This window comes from Ornithinimicrobium murale (genome assembly GCF_003352835.1).
In the GTDB taxonomy this organism is placed as follows: Bacteria; Actinomycetota; Actinomycetes; order Actinomycetales; family Dermatophilaceae; genus Ornithinicoccus; species Ornithinicoccus muralis.
Map to the genome: position 1 here is coordinate 28,713 of NZ_QLVD01000024.1, position 16,966 is coordinate 45,678.

General features: G+C 69.8%; 18 protein-coding genes, 1 tRNA gene and 1 riboswitch. Of the genes, 2 read left to right on the top strand and 17 right to left on the bottom strand.

The annotated features are described in order from the left end of the window. Positions 1-60: 60 nt before the first annotated feature. The 4 genes from DPQ65_RS11780 to DPQ65_RS11795 all read right to left on the bottom strand — a co-directional run bounded on the left by DPQ65_RS11780 (position 61) and on the right by DPQ65_RS11795 (position 3,435). Complete coding sequence (locus tag DPQ65_RS11780; RefSeq protein WP_114907550.1) at positions 61-681, bottom strand: L-threonylcarbamoyladenylate synthase; 621 nt, start codon at positions 679-681, stop codon at positions 61-63. Positions 682-763: 82 nt separating this feature from the next. After that, positions 764-1,696 carry a GNAT family N-acetyltransferase gene (locus DPQ65_RS11785; protein ID WP_114907551.1) on the bottom strand — a complete coding sequence of 311 codons (933 nt, stop codon included), beginning with the start codon at positions 1,694-1,696 and terminating at the stop codon, positions 764-766. 84 nt (positions 1,697-1,780) lie between these two features. After that, positions 1,781-3,016, bottom strand: coding sequence for an APC family permease (locus DPQ65_RS11790; protein ID WP_114907552.1), 1,236 nt, complete (start codon positions 3,014-3,016; stop codon positions 1,781-1,783). Continuing rightward, positions 3,013-3,435, bottom strand: a complete 423-nt coding sequence (locus DPQ65_RS11795) for an OsmC family protein (protein ID WP_114907553.1) — start codon at positions 3,433-3,435, stop codon at positions 3,013-3,015. The genes DPQ65_RS11790 and DPQ65_RS11795 overlap by 4 nt, the downstream gene beginning before the upstream one ends. A gap of 18 nt (positions 3,436-3,453) precedes the next feature. On the opposite strand from DPQ65_RS11795, the gene DPQ65_RS11800 reads away from it, so the two are divergent. Continuing rightward, a complete protein-coding gene (locus DPQ65_RS11800) occupies positions 3,454-4,035 on the top strand; it encodes a histidine phosphatase family protein (protein ID WP_114907554.1) in 582 nt (193 codons plus the stop codon). Here the strand turns inward: DPQ65_RS11800 and DPQ65_RS11805 are convergent. From DPQ65_RS11805 to DPQ65_RS11855, 11 genes are all read right to left on the bottom strand, one after another. Beyond that, entirely contained in the window at positions 4,025-5,554 is a 1,530-nt protein-coding gene (locus DPQ65_RS11805; RefSeq protein ID WP_114907555.1) for a glutamate-cysteine ligase family protein, read from the bottom strand. The two genes, DPQ65_RS11800 and DPQ65_RS11805, sit on opposite strands and share 11 nt — an antisense overlap. A 101-nt stretch (positions 5,555-5,655) precedes the next feature. Next, positions 5,656-8,469 (bottom strand): aminomethyl-transferring glycine dehydrogenase, encoded by a 2,814-nt coding sequence (gcvP, locus tag DPQ65_RS11810; RefSeq protein ID WP_238146820.1) that lies wholly within the window; start codon positions 8,467-8,469, stop codon positions 5,656-5,658. Between the two features lie 51 nt (positions 8,470-8,520). Continuing rightward, positions 8,521-8,613, bottom strand: a riboswitch (glycine riboswitch). Between the two features lie 157 nt (positions 8,614-8,770). Next, entirely contained in the window at positions 8,771-9,349 is a 579-nt protein-coding gene (locus DPQ65_RS11815; RefSeq protein WP_114907557.1) for a MerR family transcriptional regulator, read from the bottom strand. Positions 9,350-9,457: 108 nt separating this feature from the next. Beyond that, the gene (locus tag DPQ65_RS11820) at positions 9,458-10,120 is read right to left on the bottom strand and encodes a bifunctional nuclease family protein (protein ID WP_114907558.1); all 663 of its coding nucleotides are present in this window, start codon (positions 10,118-10,120) and stop codon (positions 9,458-9,460) included. A 9-nt stretch (positions 10,121-10,129) separates the two neighbouring features. Beyond that, complete coding sequence (locus DPQ65_RS15880; protein WP_238146821.1) at positions 10,130-11,032, bottom strand: MerR family transcriptional regulator; 903 nt, start codon at positions 11,030-11,032, stop codon at positions 10,130-10,132. After that, positions 11,029-11,481: an FHA domain-containing protein gene (locus tag DPQ65_RS11830; RefSeq protein ID WP_114907559.1), complete on the bottom strand. Its 453-nt coding sequence runs from the start codon at positions 11,479-11,481 to the stop codon at positions 11,029-11,031. Before DPQ65_RS11830 ends, DPQ65_RS15880 begins: the two co-directional genes overlap by 4 nt. A 31-nt stretch (positions 11,482-11,512) precedes the next feature. Beyond that, positions 11,513-11,902 (bottom strand): glycine cleavage system protein GcvH, encoded by a 390-nt coding sequence (gcvH, locus tag DPQ65_RS11835; RefSeq protein WP_114907560.1) that lies wholly within the window; start codon positions 11,900-11,902, stop codon positions 11,513-11,515. A gap of 42 nt (positions 11,903-11,944) precedes the next feature. Next, entirely contained in the window at positions 11,945-12,691 is a 747-nt protein-coding gene (locus DPQ65_RS11840; protein ID WP_114907561.1) for a DUF881 domain-containing protein, read from the bottom strand. A gap of 2 nt (positions 12,692-12,693) precedes the next feature. Continuing rightward, a complete protein-coding gene (locus DPQ65_RS11845) occupies positions 12,694-13,026 on the bottom strand; it encodes a small basic family protein (protein WP_114907562.1) in 333 nt (110 codons plus the stop codon). Beyond that, the gene (locus DPQ65_RS11850) at positions 13,023-13,886 is read right to left on the bottom strand and encodes a DUF881 domain-containing protein (RefSeq protein ID WP_162802191.1); all 864 of its coding nucleotides are present in this window, start codon (positions 13,884-13,886) and stop codon (positions 13,023-13,025) included. The genes DPQ65_RS11845 and DPQ65_RS11850 overlap by 4 nt, the downstream gene beginning before the upstream one ends. Next, complete coding sequence (locus DPQ65_RS11855) at positions 13,883-14,491, bottom strand: CDP-alcohol phosphatidyltransferase family protein (protein WP_114907627.1); 609 nt, start codon at positions 14,489-14,491, stop codon at positions 13,883-13,885. The genes DPQ65_RS11850 and DPQ65_RS11855 overlap by 4 nt, the downstream gene beginning before the upstream one ends. Positions 14,492-14,615: 124 nt before the next feature. Between DPQ65_RS11855 and DPQ65_RS11860 the strand changes: the two genes are divergently transcribed. Beyond that, positions 14,616-15,110: a VOC family protein gene (locus DPQ65_RS11860; RefSeq protein WP_114907564.1), complete on the top strand. Its 495-nt coding sequence runs from the start codon at positions 14,616-14,618 to the stop codon at positions 15,108-15,110. A 261-nt stretch (positions 15,111-15,371) separates the two neighbouring features. Here DPQ65_RS11860 and DPQ65_RS11865 read toward each other — a convergent pair. Together DPQ65_RS11865 and der are read right to left on the bottom strand one after the other, a co-directional pair. Next, a tRNA-Pro gene (locus DPQ65_RS11865) sits at positions 15,372-15,445 on the bottom strand. Between the two features lie 64 nt (positions 15,446-15,509). After that, positions 15,510-16,922, bottom strand: coding sequence for a ribosome biogenesis GTPase Der (gene der, locus DPQ65_RS11870; protein WP_238146826.1), 1,413 nt, complete (start codon positions 16,920-16,922; stop codon positions 15,510-15,512). Positions 16,923-16,966 lie beyond the last annotated feature (44 nt).

Sequence of the window (16,966 nt, forward strand, 5' to 3'; positions counted from 1 at the left end):
TGTCGGCGTCTACATGCTGCAGGATGACGTCTGCGGACATCCGCAGCGCGCCAGAAGCGCTCAGACGATGGAGGCAGAGTCTCCGGCACCCTCGCGGACCACCTGCGGGTAGCCCTCCGAGAAGTCGATGACCGTGGTGGGCTCGTTGCCGGTCTCGTCACCGTCGATCACGATGTCGACCTGGTGGTCCAACCGTTCCTTGATCTCCCAGCCCAGCGCGAGGGGCTCCTCCTCACCCGGCAGGAGGAGAGTGCTGGAGAGCATCGGCTCCCCGAGCTCGGCGAGGACGGCCTGGGTGATGCGGTGCTCCGGGATGCGGACCCCGACGGTCTTCTTCTTCGGGTGCAGCAGCTTCTTGGGGACCTCCGGCGTGGCGGGCAGGATAAAGGTGAACGGGCCGGGGGTCGCGGCCTTCACGGCGCGGAAGACGGCGTTGTCGAGCTGCACGAACTGGCCCAGTTGCGCGAAGTCGGCGCAGACCAGCGTGAAGTGGTGCTTGTCGTCGAGCTTGCGGATGGAGATGATCCGCTCCTTGGCCTGCTGATTGCCCAACTGGGCACCGAGCGCGTAGCAGGCGTCCGTCGGGTAGGCGACCAGTCCGCCGTCGCGCAGGGTGTCGACCACCCTGCTCACGAGGCGCGGCTGCGGATCGACCGGGTGGATGTCGAGGAAGGTAGCCATGCGTCACCATAACCAACCGCGGGCCGCTTGTGCCTCCCGACGTTCCGACCGGCGCCCGACAGTCTGCCGGAGGGACGGACCATCAGACGGCCGGCGCCGCACGATGGTAGAGGCAGGTCACCCGGGACAGCGAGAAACCGGCCCGCTCGTAGAGCCGCGTGGCACCGGTCGGGCTCGCCGAGTCCACGTCCAGCGCCACATAGGCGAACCCCTCGGCGAGGCTGACCGTGCGCAGCAGGGCGGCGTGGGCCAGGCCCCGGCCCCTGGCGTCGGGCACCGTGCCCACCAGGTTGAGGTAGGCCTCCTCCGGGACCCACGACGCGGCCAGCACGTAGGCCAGGACTCGGCCGTCCGGGTCGAGCGCAAGGGTCGAGATGTCCATCCGGTTGGCCCGGGCGGCCCACCGGTCGGCCCACCGCTGGGCGGGCGCCTCGCCGGAGCCCCAGTGGTCACGGAAGGCGTCATTGTGCGCCAGACGGGTCGCCTCACGGTGCTTCTCCTCCGGCGAGACAAGCACCGCATCCACCTCGGGCACCTGGACGGGGGCCCCGTCCAGGAACCTCTTCATCTCGTTCCAGTAGCGCACGATCGCGTAGCCGCGCTGCTCCAGCATCGGGCGCACCGAGGCTCCCTCGATGCCGCCTGCGACGGACCAGGTCACCGGCGACCCCGGGTGGCGTGCTGCGGCCAACTCCCGGCCCCGGGCCTCCATCCGGTCCATGAGCGCCGTGCCCAGCCCCCGTCTCCGGGCTGCGGGGTGGATGCCGCCACCCAGGCTCGCCATCACCTGGCCGTCGTGGCGCGCACGGATCCGCACCTGTCCGTAGCCGACCAGCTCGCCCCCGTCCCACAGCGCCCAGGAGTCCCGCGCGGGATCGAAGCCGTGCTCGGTCAGCTCCTCGGCCAGGTCCTCGGCCGCATAGAACTCATCGGTCCGGTCGGTCCGGGCCAGTTCGGCCGTCAGCTCGGCCCACGCGGTCACGTCCTCCGCGCGGAGGTGGTTCCAGGTGGTCATGGCTCCGAGTCTCCTCCGCGTCCCTCCGGGCGACCAGCGGTTTTTCGTGAACCGGGACGACTGGTGGCGACCCGCTCGACCTCCTCACCGGCGCCGACGAGCTCGACCAACGATCACGAACCAGGCGATGCCGAGGGTCAGCACGATGCCCCCACCCAGCACCGACTGCCACGGGAGCATCACGGCCAGGCCCACACAGCCGGCCAACCCGATCGCGGGCACCACCGGCGCCCCGCGCCAGTCACCGCGCAGGGTCCACGCGCTGGCGTTGGCCACGGCGTAGTAGGTCAGCACCCCGAAGCTGGAGAACCCGATGGCACCTCGCAGATCCACCAGCAGCACGAGAACGATCACCAGCGCCCCCACTGCGAGCTCGGCATTCCGCGGCACCTGACGACGGTCCAACCGGGTCAGGGCCGCGGGCAGGTAGCCGTCCCGCGCCATGGCCAGTGAGGTTCGAGAGATCCCGAGCACCAGGTTCAGCAGGGCGCCGCACGCAGCCAACGCGGCCACGGCCCGCACCGCCCAGACCCAGGGGTCGCCCAGGACCGCCGCTGTCGCGGCCGCCACAGGGTCGGCCCCAACCGCAAGATCCGTGGGACCGAGTATGCCGAGGGTCAGGACAGCGATCACGGCGTACAGCCCGAGCACGGCCAGCACCGTGATCGCGATGGCCCGCGGGATGGTCCGCTCGGGGTCACGCACCTCCTCCGCGAGGGTGGCGATGCGGGCATAGCCGGCGAAGGCAAAGAAGATCAGCCCGGCCCCCTGCAGGATGCCGTAGGCACTGGGGCCCTCCGCCCAGAGCTCGGGGCGCGGAGGGTCCGCACCACCGGCGACGCCGGCGAGCAACACGCCGACGAGCACTGCCAGCACCACGCTGACGATCACCGTGGACACCCTGGCCGAGCGCTGCACCCCCGTGACGTTCAGCAGCGTGATCACCACGACCGCCGCCACTGCTGCCATCTGCTCTCGGCCCGGCGCGAGATAGGCCGCGATCGCCATCGCCATCGCCGCGCACGAGGCGATTTTGCCAACCACGAACGACCAGCCCGCAAGGTAACCGGCGAACGGGCCCAGGCGCTCCCGGCCGTAGACGTAGGTGCCTCCGGCCGAGGGATAGCGTGCCGCCAGCGCACCAGAGGACCACGCGTTGCACGCGGCCACGACCGCTGCCAGGACGAGACTGAGCAGCAGCCAGGACCCCGCGGCACGCGCCGCCGGGCCCCACACCACGAAGGCACCGGCCCCGATCATCGACCCGAGGCCGATGGCCACCGCCTCCCGGGGACCGAGGCGGCGGGCGAGGGCGGTCACGTCGAGAGGTAACTGACCGGCGTCGGCAGCTGCACGGTACGCGAGACCGTGCAGAGCCGGTCCCGGGACTTGGCGATGGCGTCGGGGAGTCGCTCGCGGGCCCCGTCCCCCTCCGTGCCCTCCGGGAAGCGCACGGTGAAGGTGATGGTGACCTCACCGAGGTGGTTTCCCTCGGCGTCCCGCAGCTTCTCGGCCTCGGCCGAGACATCGAACGCGGTGGGCTCGGCCAGGCGGGAGGTCAGCAGGTCGACATCGATCGCGGAGCAGCCGGCCATCGCCGTGAGCAGCAGCTCCACGGGCGTGAAGTCGGTGCTGCTCCCATCGCCGAAGGCGAGGCGTCCCCCACGGGCGTTCTCCGCCTCGTAGCTGCCCTTGTCGTGACGGGTGAGTGAAATGCTGCGCAGGTCATCTGAGCTCATGGGGTCTAGCCTGCCAGAGTGACTCAACGACTCATCCTGGTGCGGCACGGTGCGACCGAGTGGTCGGAGTCGGGCCAGCACACGGGCCTGACCGACCTGCCCCTCCTTCCGTCCGGCGAGCAGGGGGCGCGCGCCCTCGCTCCCCTGCTGCGAACCTTCGACATCGCCCACGTGCGCTCCTCGCCCTTGCAACGGGCACGCTGCACGGCCGAGCTCGCCGGGGTGAGCGTCGACACCCTCGACCCGGACCTGGTGGAGTGGGACTACGGCGCCGTCGAGGGGGTCAGCACCGCGCAGCTGCGGGAGCGGACCGGGACCGACTGGAGCGTCTGGCGGGACGGGGTGACGCCCGGGAAGACCCCCGGGGAGACGGTCGAGGAGGTCGCGGCCCGGGCCAGCCGCGTGCTGGGCGCCGTGGCGGACATCGACGGGGACGTGCTGCTGTTCGGACACGGACAGGCGCTGCGCATCCTCACGGCCGTCTTCCTCCGCGCCGAGCCCCGCTTCGGGGCGCACCTGACCTTCGAGACCGGCGCGATCGGCATCCTGGGCCACCACCGGGAGGATCCGGTCATCCAGGGGTGGAACCTCACGGGCTGACGGCGACGGCCTCGCTCGTGCTGGCGCCGGCCCTGGGCAACTCCCAGCTGTGCACCGGCTCGTTGGCCTCGCTGTGCTCGGCATAGAGCGCGAACATCTTGTGCAGTGCCGTGGGGCGGTCGTCGCCCTGGGCCTCGAAGTGCTCGGTGCAGGCGACCTGCCAGGACGACCCGTTCTGGCCGGAGCGGCACCGCTCGGCGATCACGTCGAGGTAGTGTCCGCGCACCTCGCGGCGCAGGCCCAGGCCGGCCAGTCCCTCGTCGGCCAGCGGGAGCAGGTGATCGGCGACCAGCTCGGTGACCGGCACCCGCCCGAAGCCGGGCCAGCTCAGCACCGAGCTGATGCCGTGACGCGCCGCTGACTCGAAGTTGGCTTCCGCGTCCGCGAAGGGCATCTTGGTCCAGATCGGGCGCCCGCTGCTGGTGAACTTCTCCAGCAGGCCGTAGTAGAAGCAGGCGTTGGCCACCATGTCGATCACCGTCGGGCCCGCCGGCAGCACACGGTTCTCGACCCGCAGGTGCGGCACGCCGCGCACGTTGTCATAGATCGGCCGGTTCCACCGGTAGACGGTGCCGTTGTGCAGGCGCAGCTCACCGAGCTCGGGCACCTCACCGGCCTTGTAGACCGAGACCGGGTCCTCGTCGGACTGCTCGGGCAGCAGAGCCGGGAAGCACCGGACGTTCTCCTCGAACAGGTCGAAGATCGAGGTGATCCACCGGTCGCCGAAGTAGGCACGCGGCCGCACGCCCTGGGCCTTGTGCTCCACGGAGCGTGTGTCGACCATCTGGCTGAACAGCGGGATCCGGGTCTCGGCCCATAGGTGCCGACCGAACAGATAGGGCGAGTTCGCCGCAAGCGCCACCTGCACTCCGGTGATGGCCGAGGCTGCGTTCCAGTACATCGGGAAGTCCTGCGGGGTCACCTGCTGGTGCAGCTGGACCGACGTGCAACCGGACAGCGGGCCGATGGTCTCGAAGTAGCCGGAGACCCGCTCCCCCGAGGGCCCCTCGATGTTGAGCTCCAGCCCCTCGCCGCGCTCGGCCAGGATGGCGTTGTTGAGCGCGGTGTAGCGCACACCCAGGCTCAGCCACTCCTCATCGAACAGCTCCTGCATCAAGGTGGGGAGTATGCCGACAGCCACCACCTGCGCGCCGTGCCCCCGAGCCGCGTCCCCGGCTCTGCGAAGGGACTCGTTGAGCCACCGCTCCAGGCGCACCGCCTGGTCGCCGGCCATCGGGCGCGGCGGCACGTTCATCTCGATGTTGTAGCGCCCGACCTCGGCCTGGAAGTCGAACTCACTGCCCTGCAGCTCCTCCAGGACGCGCTCGTTGAGCATCGCGGGGTCGAGGTTGGCATCGACCAGGTTGAGCTCGATCTCCAGGCCCATCTGGGGCCGGGTGAAGTCGAAGCGGCTCTGCTCGAGCATGTGCTCGAAGACATCGAGAGACTGCAGGACCTTGTGGCGGTAGGCCTGCCGGTCCTCACGGCTGAACGCGGCGGAACTGACTTCCTGACCCATGGGCGCCTCCTTGCGTTGCGCACAGCCTAATCAGACCCGCCGGCCGACGGGTGGTCGACACGGCCGTCCGCCGCGCGTCCCTCAGCCGTTCGGGAACCGTCTCAGTCCTCGAAGGCCTCCGGCGGCGGGCACGAGCAGACCAGGTTGCGGTCCCCGAAGGCCCCGTCGATCCGCTTGACCGGCGGCCAGTACTTCGCTGCCGGGCCACCCGGGAACGCCGCCGCCATGCGCTCGTAGGGGTGGTCCCATTCCCCGGCCAGCTCCAGGGCGGTGTGCGGGGCGTTGCGCAACATCTCGCGGGAGGACTCCTGGTCCATCTCGGCACGGATCGCGATCATCGCCTCGATGAAGCGGTCCACCTCCCCCAGGTCCTCGCTCTCCGTCGGCTCGACCATCAGGGTGCCGGCCACCGGAAAGCTCATCGTCGGGGCGTGGAAGCCGTAGTCGACGAGCCGTTTGGCCACGTCGTCCACGGTCACGCCGGTCTCCTTCGTCAGGCCGCGCAGGTCCAGGATGCACTCGTGGGCGACCAGGCCGTTCTCCCCGGCGTAGAGCACCGGGTAGTGCTCCCCCAGTCGCTGGGCGACGTAGTTGGCGTTGAGCACCGCGACCTCGGCCGAGCGGGTCAGGCCGGCGCCGCCCATCAGGCGGACGTAGGCCCAGGAGATCGGCAGGATGCCCGCAGACCCGTAGGGCGCCGCGGAGATGGCCCCCATCCCGGAGGCCGGTCCTGCCGCGTCATCGAGGGGGTGGTTGGGCAGGTGCGGTGCCAGGTGCTCGCGCACCGCCACCGGGCCGACGCCGGGGCCGCCCCCGCCGTGCGGGATACAGAACGTCTTGTGCAGGTTCAGGTGCGACACGTCGCCACCGAACTCTCCCGGTTTGGCCAGCCCCATGATCGCGTTGAGGTTGGCACCGTCGACGTAGACCTGACCACCGGCCTCGTGCACCAGGTCGCACAGGTCGCTGATCGTCTCCTCGAAGACCCCGTGCGTCGAGGGGTAGGTGACCATGATCGCGGCGAGCTCCTCACGGTGCTTGTCGATCTTGGCGCGCAGGTCCTCCATGTCGATGTCACCGCCGGGCGCGGTCTTGACCACGACCACCTTGAGCCCGGCCATGACGGCGCTGGCGGCGTTGGTGCCGTGCGCGCTGGCGGGGATCAGGCAGATGGTGCGCTTGTCGTCGCCGTTGGCCAAGTGGTAGGACCGGATGGCCAGCAGCCCGGCGAACTCCCCCTGCGAACCAGCATTGGGCTGCAGACTCACCGAGTGATAGCCGGTGATCTCCGCGAGCCACCCGGAGAGTTCGGCGACGATGCGCCGGGAGCCCACGGTCTGGTCGTGCGGGGCGAAGGGGTGCAGGCTGGCGAACTCCGGCCAGGTGATCGCCTCCATCTCGGTGGTGGCGTTGAGCTTCATGGTGCACGAGCCCAGCGGGATCATGCCGCGGTCGAGGGCGAAGTCCTTGTCGCCCAGGGACTTGATGTAGCGCAGCATCTGGGTCTCGCTGCGGTGGGTGTTGAAGACCTCGTGGGTGAGGTAGTCCGATGTGCGGTCGTGCACCGCGTCCCACACCGTGCCGTCACCGATCTCGACCGGCTCGACACCGAAGGCACCCAGCACCACCTCCAGGTCAGCGGTCGTCACGACCTCATCCACGCTCAGCAGCACGTGGTCGGCGTCGACCGCCCACAGGTTGACGCCACCCTCCAGTGCCCTGCCGAGAACCGCTGCGGAGTCGGCCCGGACCGTCAGGGTGTCGAAGAAGGAGGTGGTGACCACCTCGACTCCCCCGGCCACCAGCGCATCCCGCACCGTGCGTGCCCGGGTGTGCACGTCCTCGGCGATCCGGCGCAGGCCGTCGGGCCCGTGCCACACGGCATACATGCTGGCCATGACGGCCAGGAGCACCTGGGAGGTGCAGATGTTGGAGGTGGCCTTCTCCCGGCGGATGTGCTGCTCCCGGGTCTGCAGCGCCAGACGATAGGCCGGGTGGCCGGCTGCGTCCTTGCTGACCCCGACGAGTCGACCGGGCAGGGTCCGCTCCAGGCCGTCGCGGACGGACATGTAGCCGGCGTGCGGTCCACCGAAAGCCATCGGCACCCCGAAGCGCTGCGTGCTGCCCACGGCCACGTCGGCGCCCCACGCCGCAGGCTCCCGCAGCAGGGTGAGCGCCAGCAGATCGGCAGCCGCCGTCACCAGACCGCCGCCCGCATGCACGGCCTCGGTCAGGGCGCTCCAGTCGCGGATCTGGCCGTCGGCGCCGGGATACTGCACCACGGCCCCGAAGACAGGGCGTCCGCCGGCCAGGGCCTCCGGGTCGGACAGGTCGCCGGTGACCAGCTCGATGTCCAGGGAGCGGGCACGGGTCGCCAGGACCGCTGCGCTCTGCGGGAGCAGGTGCTCATCGACCAGCATGACCGCGTCGGCGGGCACCTTGCTCGCGCGGCGCATCAGCGTCATCGCCTCGGCGACCGCGGTCCCCTCATCGAGCAGGGAGGCTCCGGCTGTGGGCAGGCCGGTGAGGTCGGAGACGACAGTCTGGAAGTTGAGCAACGCCTCGAGCCGGCCCTGGGAGATCTCCGGCTGGTAGGGCGTGTAAGCGGTGTACCAGGCGGGGTTCTCCAGGATGTTGCGCCGGATCACACCCGGCGTGTGCGTGCCGTAGTAACCGAGCCCGATCATCGAGGTGACCACAGTGTTCTGCGCCGCGACCTCGCGCAGCTCCTCGATCACAGCCCGCTCCGACTCGGCGGCCGCCAGCTCCAGCGGTGCCTCGGCACGGATCCGCTGGGGCACGGCCGCGTCGACCAGGTCGGCCAGGGAGTCGTAGCCGACGGTGGCCAGCATGGTGGCGATGTCGGACTCGCGCGGGCCGATGTGCCGACCGGCGAACTCGGGCAGCGTGGGCATAGGTGCTCCTTGCATCTGCCCCCTCTGTCCGGGTGTCCCGTTCAGAGTTGCCTGTCCCGCACGTTCCTGGCGCCTGAGAGCTTGGCGGGGAGGTTGCCCCTTCGGCGCCCCACGTGGAGGTGAGGACTCTCACGCGCGGTGTCAACAGCAGGCCCGAGTCTAGCGACTCCCCCGAGGAAGTCAGCATGCCCCTGTGCACGCGGGTGCCGGTGGCGTCGAGCTGACCACAGCACGGCAGGGCCGAGGGTTCAGGGAACAGAGATGAGCGCAGAGGCGCAGCAGGCGGCCGTATGCCGAGGGCTCAGCTGGTCTTGCGCGCCCGGCGCCGCTGGGACAGCTCGTCGTCGCCCGTGCCGGGCTCCTCGGCACGCTCGCTGGGCAGAGCGGACAGGGTGCCCTCCACCTCGCGCCAGACGCTGCCCACGGCGATGCCGAAGACGCCTTGGCCACCGCGCACCAGGTCGATGACCTGGTCGTCGGAGGTGCACTCATAGACGCTTGCCCCATCACTCATCAACGTGATGTTGGCCAGGTCCTGGACGCCACGCTCGCGCAGCTGGGTGATCGCCACCCGGATCTGCTGCAGCGAGACACCGGTGTCGAGCAGGCGCTTGATGATCTTGAGGACCAGGATGTCGCGGAAGCTGTAGAGCCGCTGGGTGCCCGAGCCTGACGGGTTGCGCACCGAGGGCTCCACCAGGCCGGTCCGGGCCCAGTAGTCAAGCTGGCGGTAGGTGACACCCGCGGCGCCACACGCGGTGGGCCCGCGGTAGCCGACGCCCTCCTGCAGCGCAGGCACGTCCGAGGTGAACAACAGACCCTGCTCGGGCGTCGCAGCATCCTGCGGCCCACGCACTTCGGCTCCAGTGCCCACTGGCATCTCCTCAAGACTACGTTGGTGTGATTCGACGGTATGCCTTCCGGCCCGCCGGGTCAATGACCGCCACGCCAGCGGACCGAGCGGAAGGTCACATTTTCGCCGGTCGGATCAGGTCCCTGGCGGTGCACCGGTCCCGGACTCGGACTCGGGGTCCTCGTCATCAGTCTCGGGGTTCTCCCCGCCAGACAGGGAGTCCTCCGCCTCGGTCTCGGGGTTCTCCCCGCCAGACGAGGAGTCCTCCGCCTCGGTCTCGGGGTCCTCCCCGCCAGACGAGGAGTCCTCCGCCTCGGTCTCGGGGTCCTCCCCACCGGACTCGAAGTCCTCGGCCGAGACCTGGTCGAGGAACTCGCGGAACCGCTCCACCTCATCCTCGTCCTCGACGGCCATCGCCACGCCGGCGGCATCCAGCACGGCCTCGCTGGCCAGGATCGGGGTCGCGGCACGCAGCGCCAGCGCGATGGCGTCGGAGGGGCGGGCCGAGATCTCCGTGGTGCCGTCCAGCACCAGCACGGCATAGAAGATGTTGTCCTCCATGCGGGTGATCCGGACCTCGTCGAGCCGGTGGCCCAGGTCCTCGATGAGGGTGACCATCAGGTCGTGGGTCAGCGGCCGGGGCGGTTGCACCCCCTGCTGGGCATAAGCGATCGCGGTGGCCTCCGGGGCCGCGATCCAGATCGGCAGATAGCGCTGACCCTCACGCTCCCGCAGCAGCACGATGGGGTTGTTGGTCGGCATCTCGACGCGCACACCCAGGACGTCCAACTCCTTCACCCTTCCAGGCTACTGCGTCTGGCCGAGCCCCGCGCGCACCAGGGCGACGTGCAGCGCCAGCGTGCGGGCGACAATCTCGGTCTCGAGCTGCTCGGGGTCGGCGTTCGCGGCGCCCCGTGCCCGTCGGCGGCGCACCGGTTCCAGGATCTGCTCGGCCAGCCCGATCTCCCGATCGGCCGCCACGCGGAACAGCCGCAGGTGTCGCGGCTCCAGACCGTAGGCGCCCAGGGCCGTGCACTCTCGAGCCACATCAAGGTCGTCGGCCGCGTGCCGACCGCTGGAGTCCGTGCGGATCAACCCGAACGCCTTGAGCTGGGTGTAGGCCGCCACATCCAGGCCCGTGTGCTCACGGAGCTCGGCGGGTGTCAGTCGGATGGTGCGGCGTCGGCGCAGCTGACCGGCTGTCGGCAACCGGGCACCCTGGGGCTCGGACTGGCTGGTCCCCCCGGCCGGGCCGTCGCCCTGTGCCTGGCCGTCGCCCTGTGCCTGGGCCTCGTCCTGCCCCCCGCCCTCACCAGCAGCAAGCGCCGTGTCCGTTGCTGAGCCAGCACCACGGTGAGCCTTCTTTTCGGATCCCCCGGCCACGAGCTGCGGGGAGGCAGCGTCGGTGGGCGAGCTGTCGGCATACCGGCTCGGGTCGGTGGTCCCTCCGGGCCCAGCCGGGTCCAGGCCGAGGTCGATCCGGTCCAACGCGGCCTTGATGACCTTCAGCGGCCAGAACCTGTCGCGCTGGGCCCGCAGGACGAAGCGCAGCCGGTCGATGTCCTCGTCGGTGAAGGCGCGCTGACCGGACTCCCGCCGCTGCGGCAGCACCAGGCCCTCGGTCTCCAGAAAGCGGATCTTGGAGACGGTCAGCTCGGGGAACTCCTGCTGCAGCAGGCGCAGCACCGTCCCGATGGGGTGCAGCCTCACGCCCGCCCGCGGTAGTAGACCAGACGGAACTTGCCGATCTGCACCTCGTCGCCCTGCTCAAGGACCTGCTGGTCGATCCGCTCCCGGTTGACATAGGTGCCATTCAGTGAGCCCACGTCGCGCACCTCATACCCCTCGCCCGACCGGGCGAAGACCGCGTGCCGCCGGGACACCGTGACGTCGTCGAGGAAGATGTCGCTGTTGGGATGCCGCCCCGAGCTCACCTCATCGGCATCCAGCAGGAACCGTGCCCCGGTGTTGGGGCCGCGCAGCACGATCAGGAGCGCCGTGCCGGGGCGCAGCGCGTCGACGGTGCGTTGGTCGGCGTCCGAGAGGCGGGGCACCTCCTCGTCAAAGGTGTAGCCATGCGCTGGCAACTCAACGCCACGGGGCAGATTGGCGGTCGGGTCCACCCCGGACCCGTGGTGCTCGCGCTCCCGCTCAGTCATCGGCTACCTCCTCCTTCGTGATGGGCCCAGCCTAGTTGGTCTGCTCCTGGTAAGCACTGGCGTCGAGCAGACTGTCCAGTGCCGCAGGGTCGGCCACCTTGATCTCCATCATCCAGCCCTCACCGTACGGGTCGGAGTTGATGAGCTCGGGGGTCGCGTCCAGGGCGTCGTTGACGGCGGTGACCTCGCCGTTCACCGGTGCGTAGAGGTCGCTGACCGACTTGGTCGACTCCACCTCACCGCACGCGTCGCCTGCGGCCAGCTCGTCACCGACAGCCGGGAGGCTGACATAGACGACGTCACCCAGAGCGTCCTGGGCAAAGGCCGTGATGCCCACGCGCACCACACCGTCACCACGGTCCTTGATCCACTCGTGGTCGGTGGTGTAGCGAAGGTCCTCCGGGAACTGCAACTCACTCATCGAATCCGGTCTCCTCGTTGAAACGTGCGGGTCGTGCTGACCCTACTCTGACGGCACCGGCCGCGCGTACTGAGGTTCCTCCGCGCGGTGCAGTGCGTCGACCACCAGCAGCTCACCGTCCACCAGTTGCACGTTGCCACCGATGCCCCGGACGCTGTCGCTGAAGCCGCCCGGGATCGCCATGGCCCCTGCCAGGGTGTGCGGATCGCCGATGGCGATGATGCGGAAGGGCACCGCGACCTGCTCGCCATCCACCACGAGGGTGCCGTCCTCAATGCCGATCCAGCTGTCGGCCACCACCCGCACCGGACCGATCTGGATCGCTTCCGCGCCGGCGTTGCGCAGCTCCTGCATCAGGTCAATCATCATGGTCGGGGTGAAGCCACCGCCGGGCGCCGCGACCGTCATCGTGATCCCCGAGCCCTCGACCGCGACGGTCCCGGCAAGGATCTGGTGACTGGTGAGCCGGGCCCGAGCCGCCTCCCCGGCCTCGGCGCCGCTGCCCTCCTCCAGGGCTCGCCTGTCGGCTTCCAGCAGCCGGATCTCGCTCTCCAGGGTGTCGGCCCGCTTGGTCACGTCGTCCAGCAGGGCGACCAGGTCAGTCTCCCGCAGGTCGTCCAGGGCCACGTCGTTGGCAGCCTGCACCTGGGTGACCAGGGCGAAGCCAATGACCACGGTGATCCCCGCCGCCAGCAGGTTGCCGGCGCTGATGCGTGGCCTGATCAGGCGCAGGACGCGGCGCCAGGCGTGCCGCGGCGAGACCGGCGGAGTTCCCTGGACCTGCGTCATGGCTAGGCCCCCATGAGGTGACGCCGGATGGCCGCCACGTTGGAGAAGATCCGCAGGCCGAGCACGACCACCACGCCGGTCGAGAGCTGGCTGCCCACGCCCAGCTGGTTGCCCAGCAGCACGATGAGGGCAGCGACGAGCACGTTGGACAGGACCGACACGACGAAGACCTTGTCGTTGAAGGACGCCTCCAGGGCCGCCCGGATGCCGCCGAACACCGCGTCCATCGCCGCGATCACGGCGATCGGCAGGTAGGGCTCGAGCCACAGGGGCACGGTCGGCGACAGGACCAGGCCCAGGATGACGCCGGCGGCCAGGCCGATGAGCGGGATCATGAGTCGTCCTCCGATGTTGGTGCCCCGTCCGGGACTCGGGCCACGCGAGTGCTGAGACGAGAGGCGGCAGGCAGGGTGACCTCATCCTGCGGAGCGAGGTCCACCAGGATTCCGTAGTCGGAGCGCAGCTCGGTCAGATACGTTCCGGTGCTACCCGAGCGCAGCTCCGCCAGCAACTGCTCCTGCTCACCGATGACCGCCACCTCGTACGGGCGCGCCAGTGCCTTCAGATCCACCACGATCGCCTGGCCGGCGAAGCGGATGGTGGAGGTCGTCGTCAGGCGTTGTTCGTTGATGGCGATCGCCTCGGCGCCGTGGGCCCACAGCCCGTTGACGATGACCTGCAGGTCCCGGGACAGGACACGCTCGTCGTCCTGGCTGTCCGCGCTGAGGGGCGGGTCGTTCAGCGTGAGCACCACGCCCTGGCCCGCGACCTTGGTGGCGCCCGCGGCGAGGGCCGCTGCGTCCAGCTCGGCCGGGTCCACCACCGGAGTGGCCTGCTGGTCCTGGAGCCGCCCGATCTCGCCCCGCAGGATGTCGATCTGCGCGACCCGCTCATCGCCCACCGCGTCGGCCGCCTCGATCCGTTGGGTCAGCTCCTGCCTGGTCGTCGCCCCGGCCGAGTCCGGGGTGCGCAGCGTCTGGGCCGCCACCGAGAGCAGGAAGCCGAGCAGGATCGCAGACACCACCAGAAGAACCGTCCGCCCCCCGGTGCTGCGCGGCAGTCCGGCCCTCTCGCGCCGCTCGGCCGAGGAGGCGTAGCCAGGGTCCAGCGGTGGGTCCATGACCTCACGCAGCAGGGCCATCGACGCGGCCGGGTCCTGGTCAGGCGCGGCGGCGCGACGGGGTCTGAGTCTCATCCTCCCACCGCCTGCCACTGTCGTCGCCGTTGCGCCACCATAACGCCGACCTGCCATGCGTAGACGGCGGCGCCGAGCACGTAGAGTCCAGTCCCCCACCAGGTGAAGGCCCAGCCGATCGGCAGCACGGCAGCCCCCAGCCAGTTGTCGAACTGGCCGAGCAGGATCAGGGGGAAACCGCACAGCAAGTTGAAGGTCGCGGCCTTGCCGATGAAGTGCACCGGCGGCACGGGCAGCTGATAGCTCCGGACGACGGGGTACAGGCCCAGGACGAACGCGTCCCGGGCCACCAGCCCGAGCACCAGCCACCAAGGGATGATCTCGCGCCAGGCGAGCCCGAACAACGTGGAGGCGATGTAGAGCCGGTCAGCGAGCGGGTCGAGATATTTCCCCAGCTCGGTGATCAGGCCGTAGTGCCGGGCGATCTTGCCGTCGAGGTAGTCGGAGACGCCCGAGGCCATGAGGACCACCACGGCGAGCACGTCCTGATGGGTCAGGATGGCCCACAGGAACAGGGGCACCCCGACCAGACGCAGGCCCGAGAGCAGGTTGGGCACGTTGACCACGCCCCTCTGGCGCCCCCCGCGACCCGCTGTGCTGCTCACCTGCACAGCCTACGATCTCGCGGCACCAACTCGGGCCACCGGCACGACCGATGAGTATGCCGTGGCGCAGGGGTCCGTACCCGTGACCAGATCGTCTGGTCACCTGACTGAGGAGGAGAGGATCATGCATCCCGTTTTCCCGTGCCTGTGGTTCGACACCCAGGGTGAAGAAGCCGCCACCTTCTACACCTCCCTGTTCCCGAACTCGCGGATCACCCGGATCACCCGCTATACCGTGCCCACCCCCTCGCCCAACGAGCTCGGCAGCGTGCTGACGGTGGACTTCGAGCTGGACGGCAAACCCTTCCAGGCGCTGAACGGCGGGCCGAACTTCCCGTTCACGGAGGCCATCTCGCTGAGTGTGCCGTGCGAGTCCCAGGAGGAGTCCGACCAGTTGCGGGAGACCTTGTCCGAAGGCGGCGAGGGCGGCCCGTGCGGCTGGCTCAAGGACCGGTTCGGCCTGTCCTGGCAGGTCTACCCCGCTGAGCTCGATGACCTGTGCAACGACCCGGACCCTGCCCGGGCCGCGGCCGCGACGACGGCAATGCTCAAGCAAACCCGCATCGACCTAGCCGAGATCAGGGCGGCCATGGACGCCGTCGTGAGCTCACCGCAGTAGCAGCGGAGCGCAGCACCGCACCGCGACCGGAATCGTCACGGAGCCTCGGCGACCTCAGAGCGCTGACCTGCAGGGATGTCCCGCACCGCGCCGCCAGATGCACACGATTCCGGTTGTTGCGTTCGGCTGGACCATGGTTGTTGTGTGCTCTGGACGGTGGTTGGCTGCCTTGCAAGGCTCCGGCGACACCCCCACCACACGACACAGCCGGACCCACTGATGTGGATCCGGCTGTTCGCGATGTCCTGGGACATCCCTCGGTCGGGCTGACAGGATTTGAACCTGCGACCCCTTCACCCCCAGTGAAGTGCGCTACCAAACTGCGCCACAGCCCGAGTGCCCGTGAGCGACCTGAACTTTATCCCATAGATGTCGTCCAGCAAGAATCCGGCGTCTGGCTCACCGGCGACGCTTCTCGCGGACCCGCACCGAGATCTCGATTGGCGTCCCCTCAAAGCCGAACTGCTCACGCAGGCGGCGCTCCAGGAACCGTCGATAGCCGTGCTCGATGAAGCCACTGGCAAAGACCACGAACCGGGGCGGGCGAGTGTCCGCCTGGGTCGCAAACAGGATGCGCGGCTGCTTGCCTCCACGCACCGGGTGCGGGTGGGCGGCCACGATCTCACCCAGGAACGCGTTGAGCTTGGCGGTGGAGATCCGGGAGTCCCAGGAGTCCAGTGCCCGCTCCAACGCAGGCACCAGCCGGTTGGTGTGCCGACCGGTGAGCGCGGAGATGTTGACCCGGGGCGCCCAGGTGATCTGCACCAGGTCGCGCTCGATCTCGCGCTCCAGGAAGTGCTGCCTCTCCTCGTCGACCTCGTCCCACTTGTTGTAGGCGATGACCAGGGCGCGACCGGCGTCAATGACCTGTTGGATGACCCGGACATCCTGCTCGGCGATCCTGTCGGCCGCGTCGAGCAGCACGATGGCCACCTCGGCCTTCTCCAGCGCCGTCTGCGTCCGCAGCGAGGCATAGAAGTCGGCGCCGCGGGCCTGGTGGACCCGTCGGCGGATGCCGGCGGTGTCCACGAAGCGCCACTGCTTGCCGTCCAGCTCAATGAGCTCGTCGACGGGGTCCCGGGTGGTGCCCGCGACGTTGTCGACGACGGCCCGCTCCTCGCCGGCGAGCTTGTTGAGCAGCGAGGACTTGCCAACGTTGGGACGACCCAGCAACGCCACCCGGCGAGGACCACCTCGGGGGTAGGCACCCGCGACCGATGACGTCTCCGGCAGGTGCTCCAGCACCGCGTCGAGCACGTCACCGCTGCCACGGCCGTGCAGCGCGGAGACCGGCCAGGGTTGGCCCAGTCCGAGCGACCAGAGCGCAGCGGCCTCCATCTCGGCCTTCTGGTCATCCACCTTGTTGGCCACCAGCACCACCGGCTTGCCCGAGCGGCGCAGCAGGCGCACGACGCTCTCGTCCGTGCTGGTGGCACCGACAGTTGCGTCGACGACGAACATGACGACGTCGCACAGCTCGACGGCAACCTCCGCCTGCTCAGCCACCCGCAGGTGGATGCCGCTGGCGTCGACCTCCCAGCCACCTGTGTCCACCAGGGTGAACCGCCGACCAGACCAGTCCGCGTCGTAGGCGACGCGGTCGCGGGTCACGCCCGGCAGGTCCTCGACGACGGCTTCCCGACGGCCCAGGATCCGGTTGACCAGGGTCGACTTGCCGACGTTGGGGCGGCCCACGACGGCCACGACCGGCCGGGTCTCGGCCTCAAGGTCCTCGGCGGCCTGTCGGCGGCGTCCCTCGACCAGGGCCAGGTCCTCGTCGCTGAGCTCGAAGTCGTCGAGCCCGGCCCGCAGCGCATCCTCAAGCGAGGGCTCACTGGCGGCGCCGGGCGGACCGC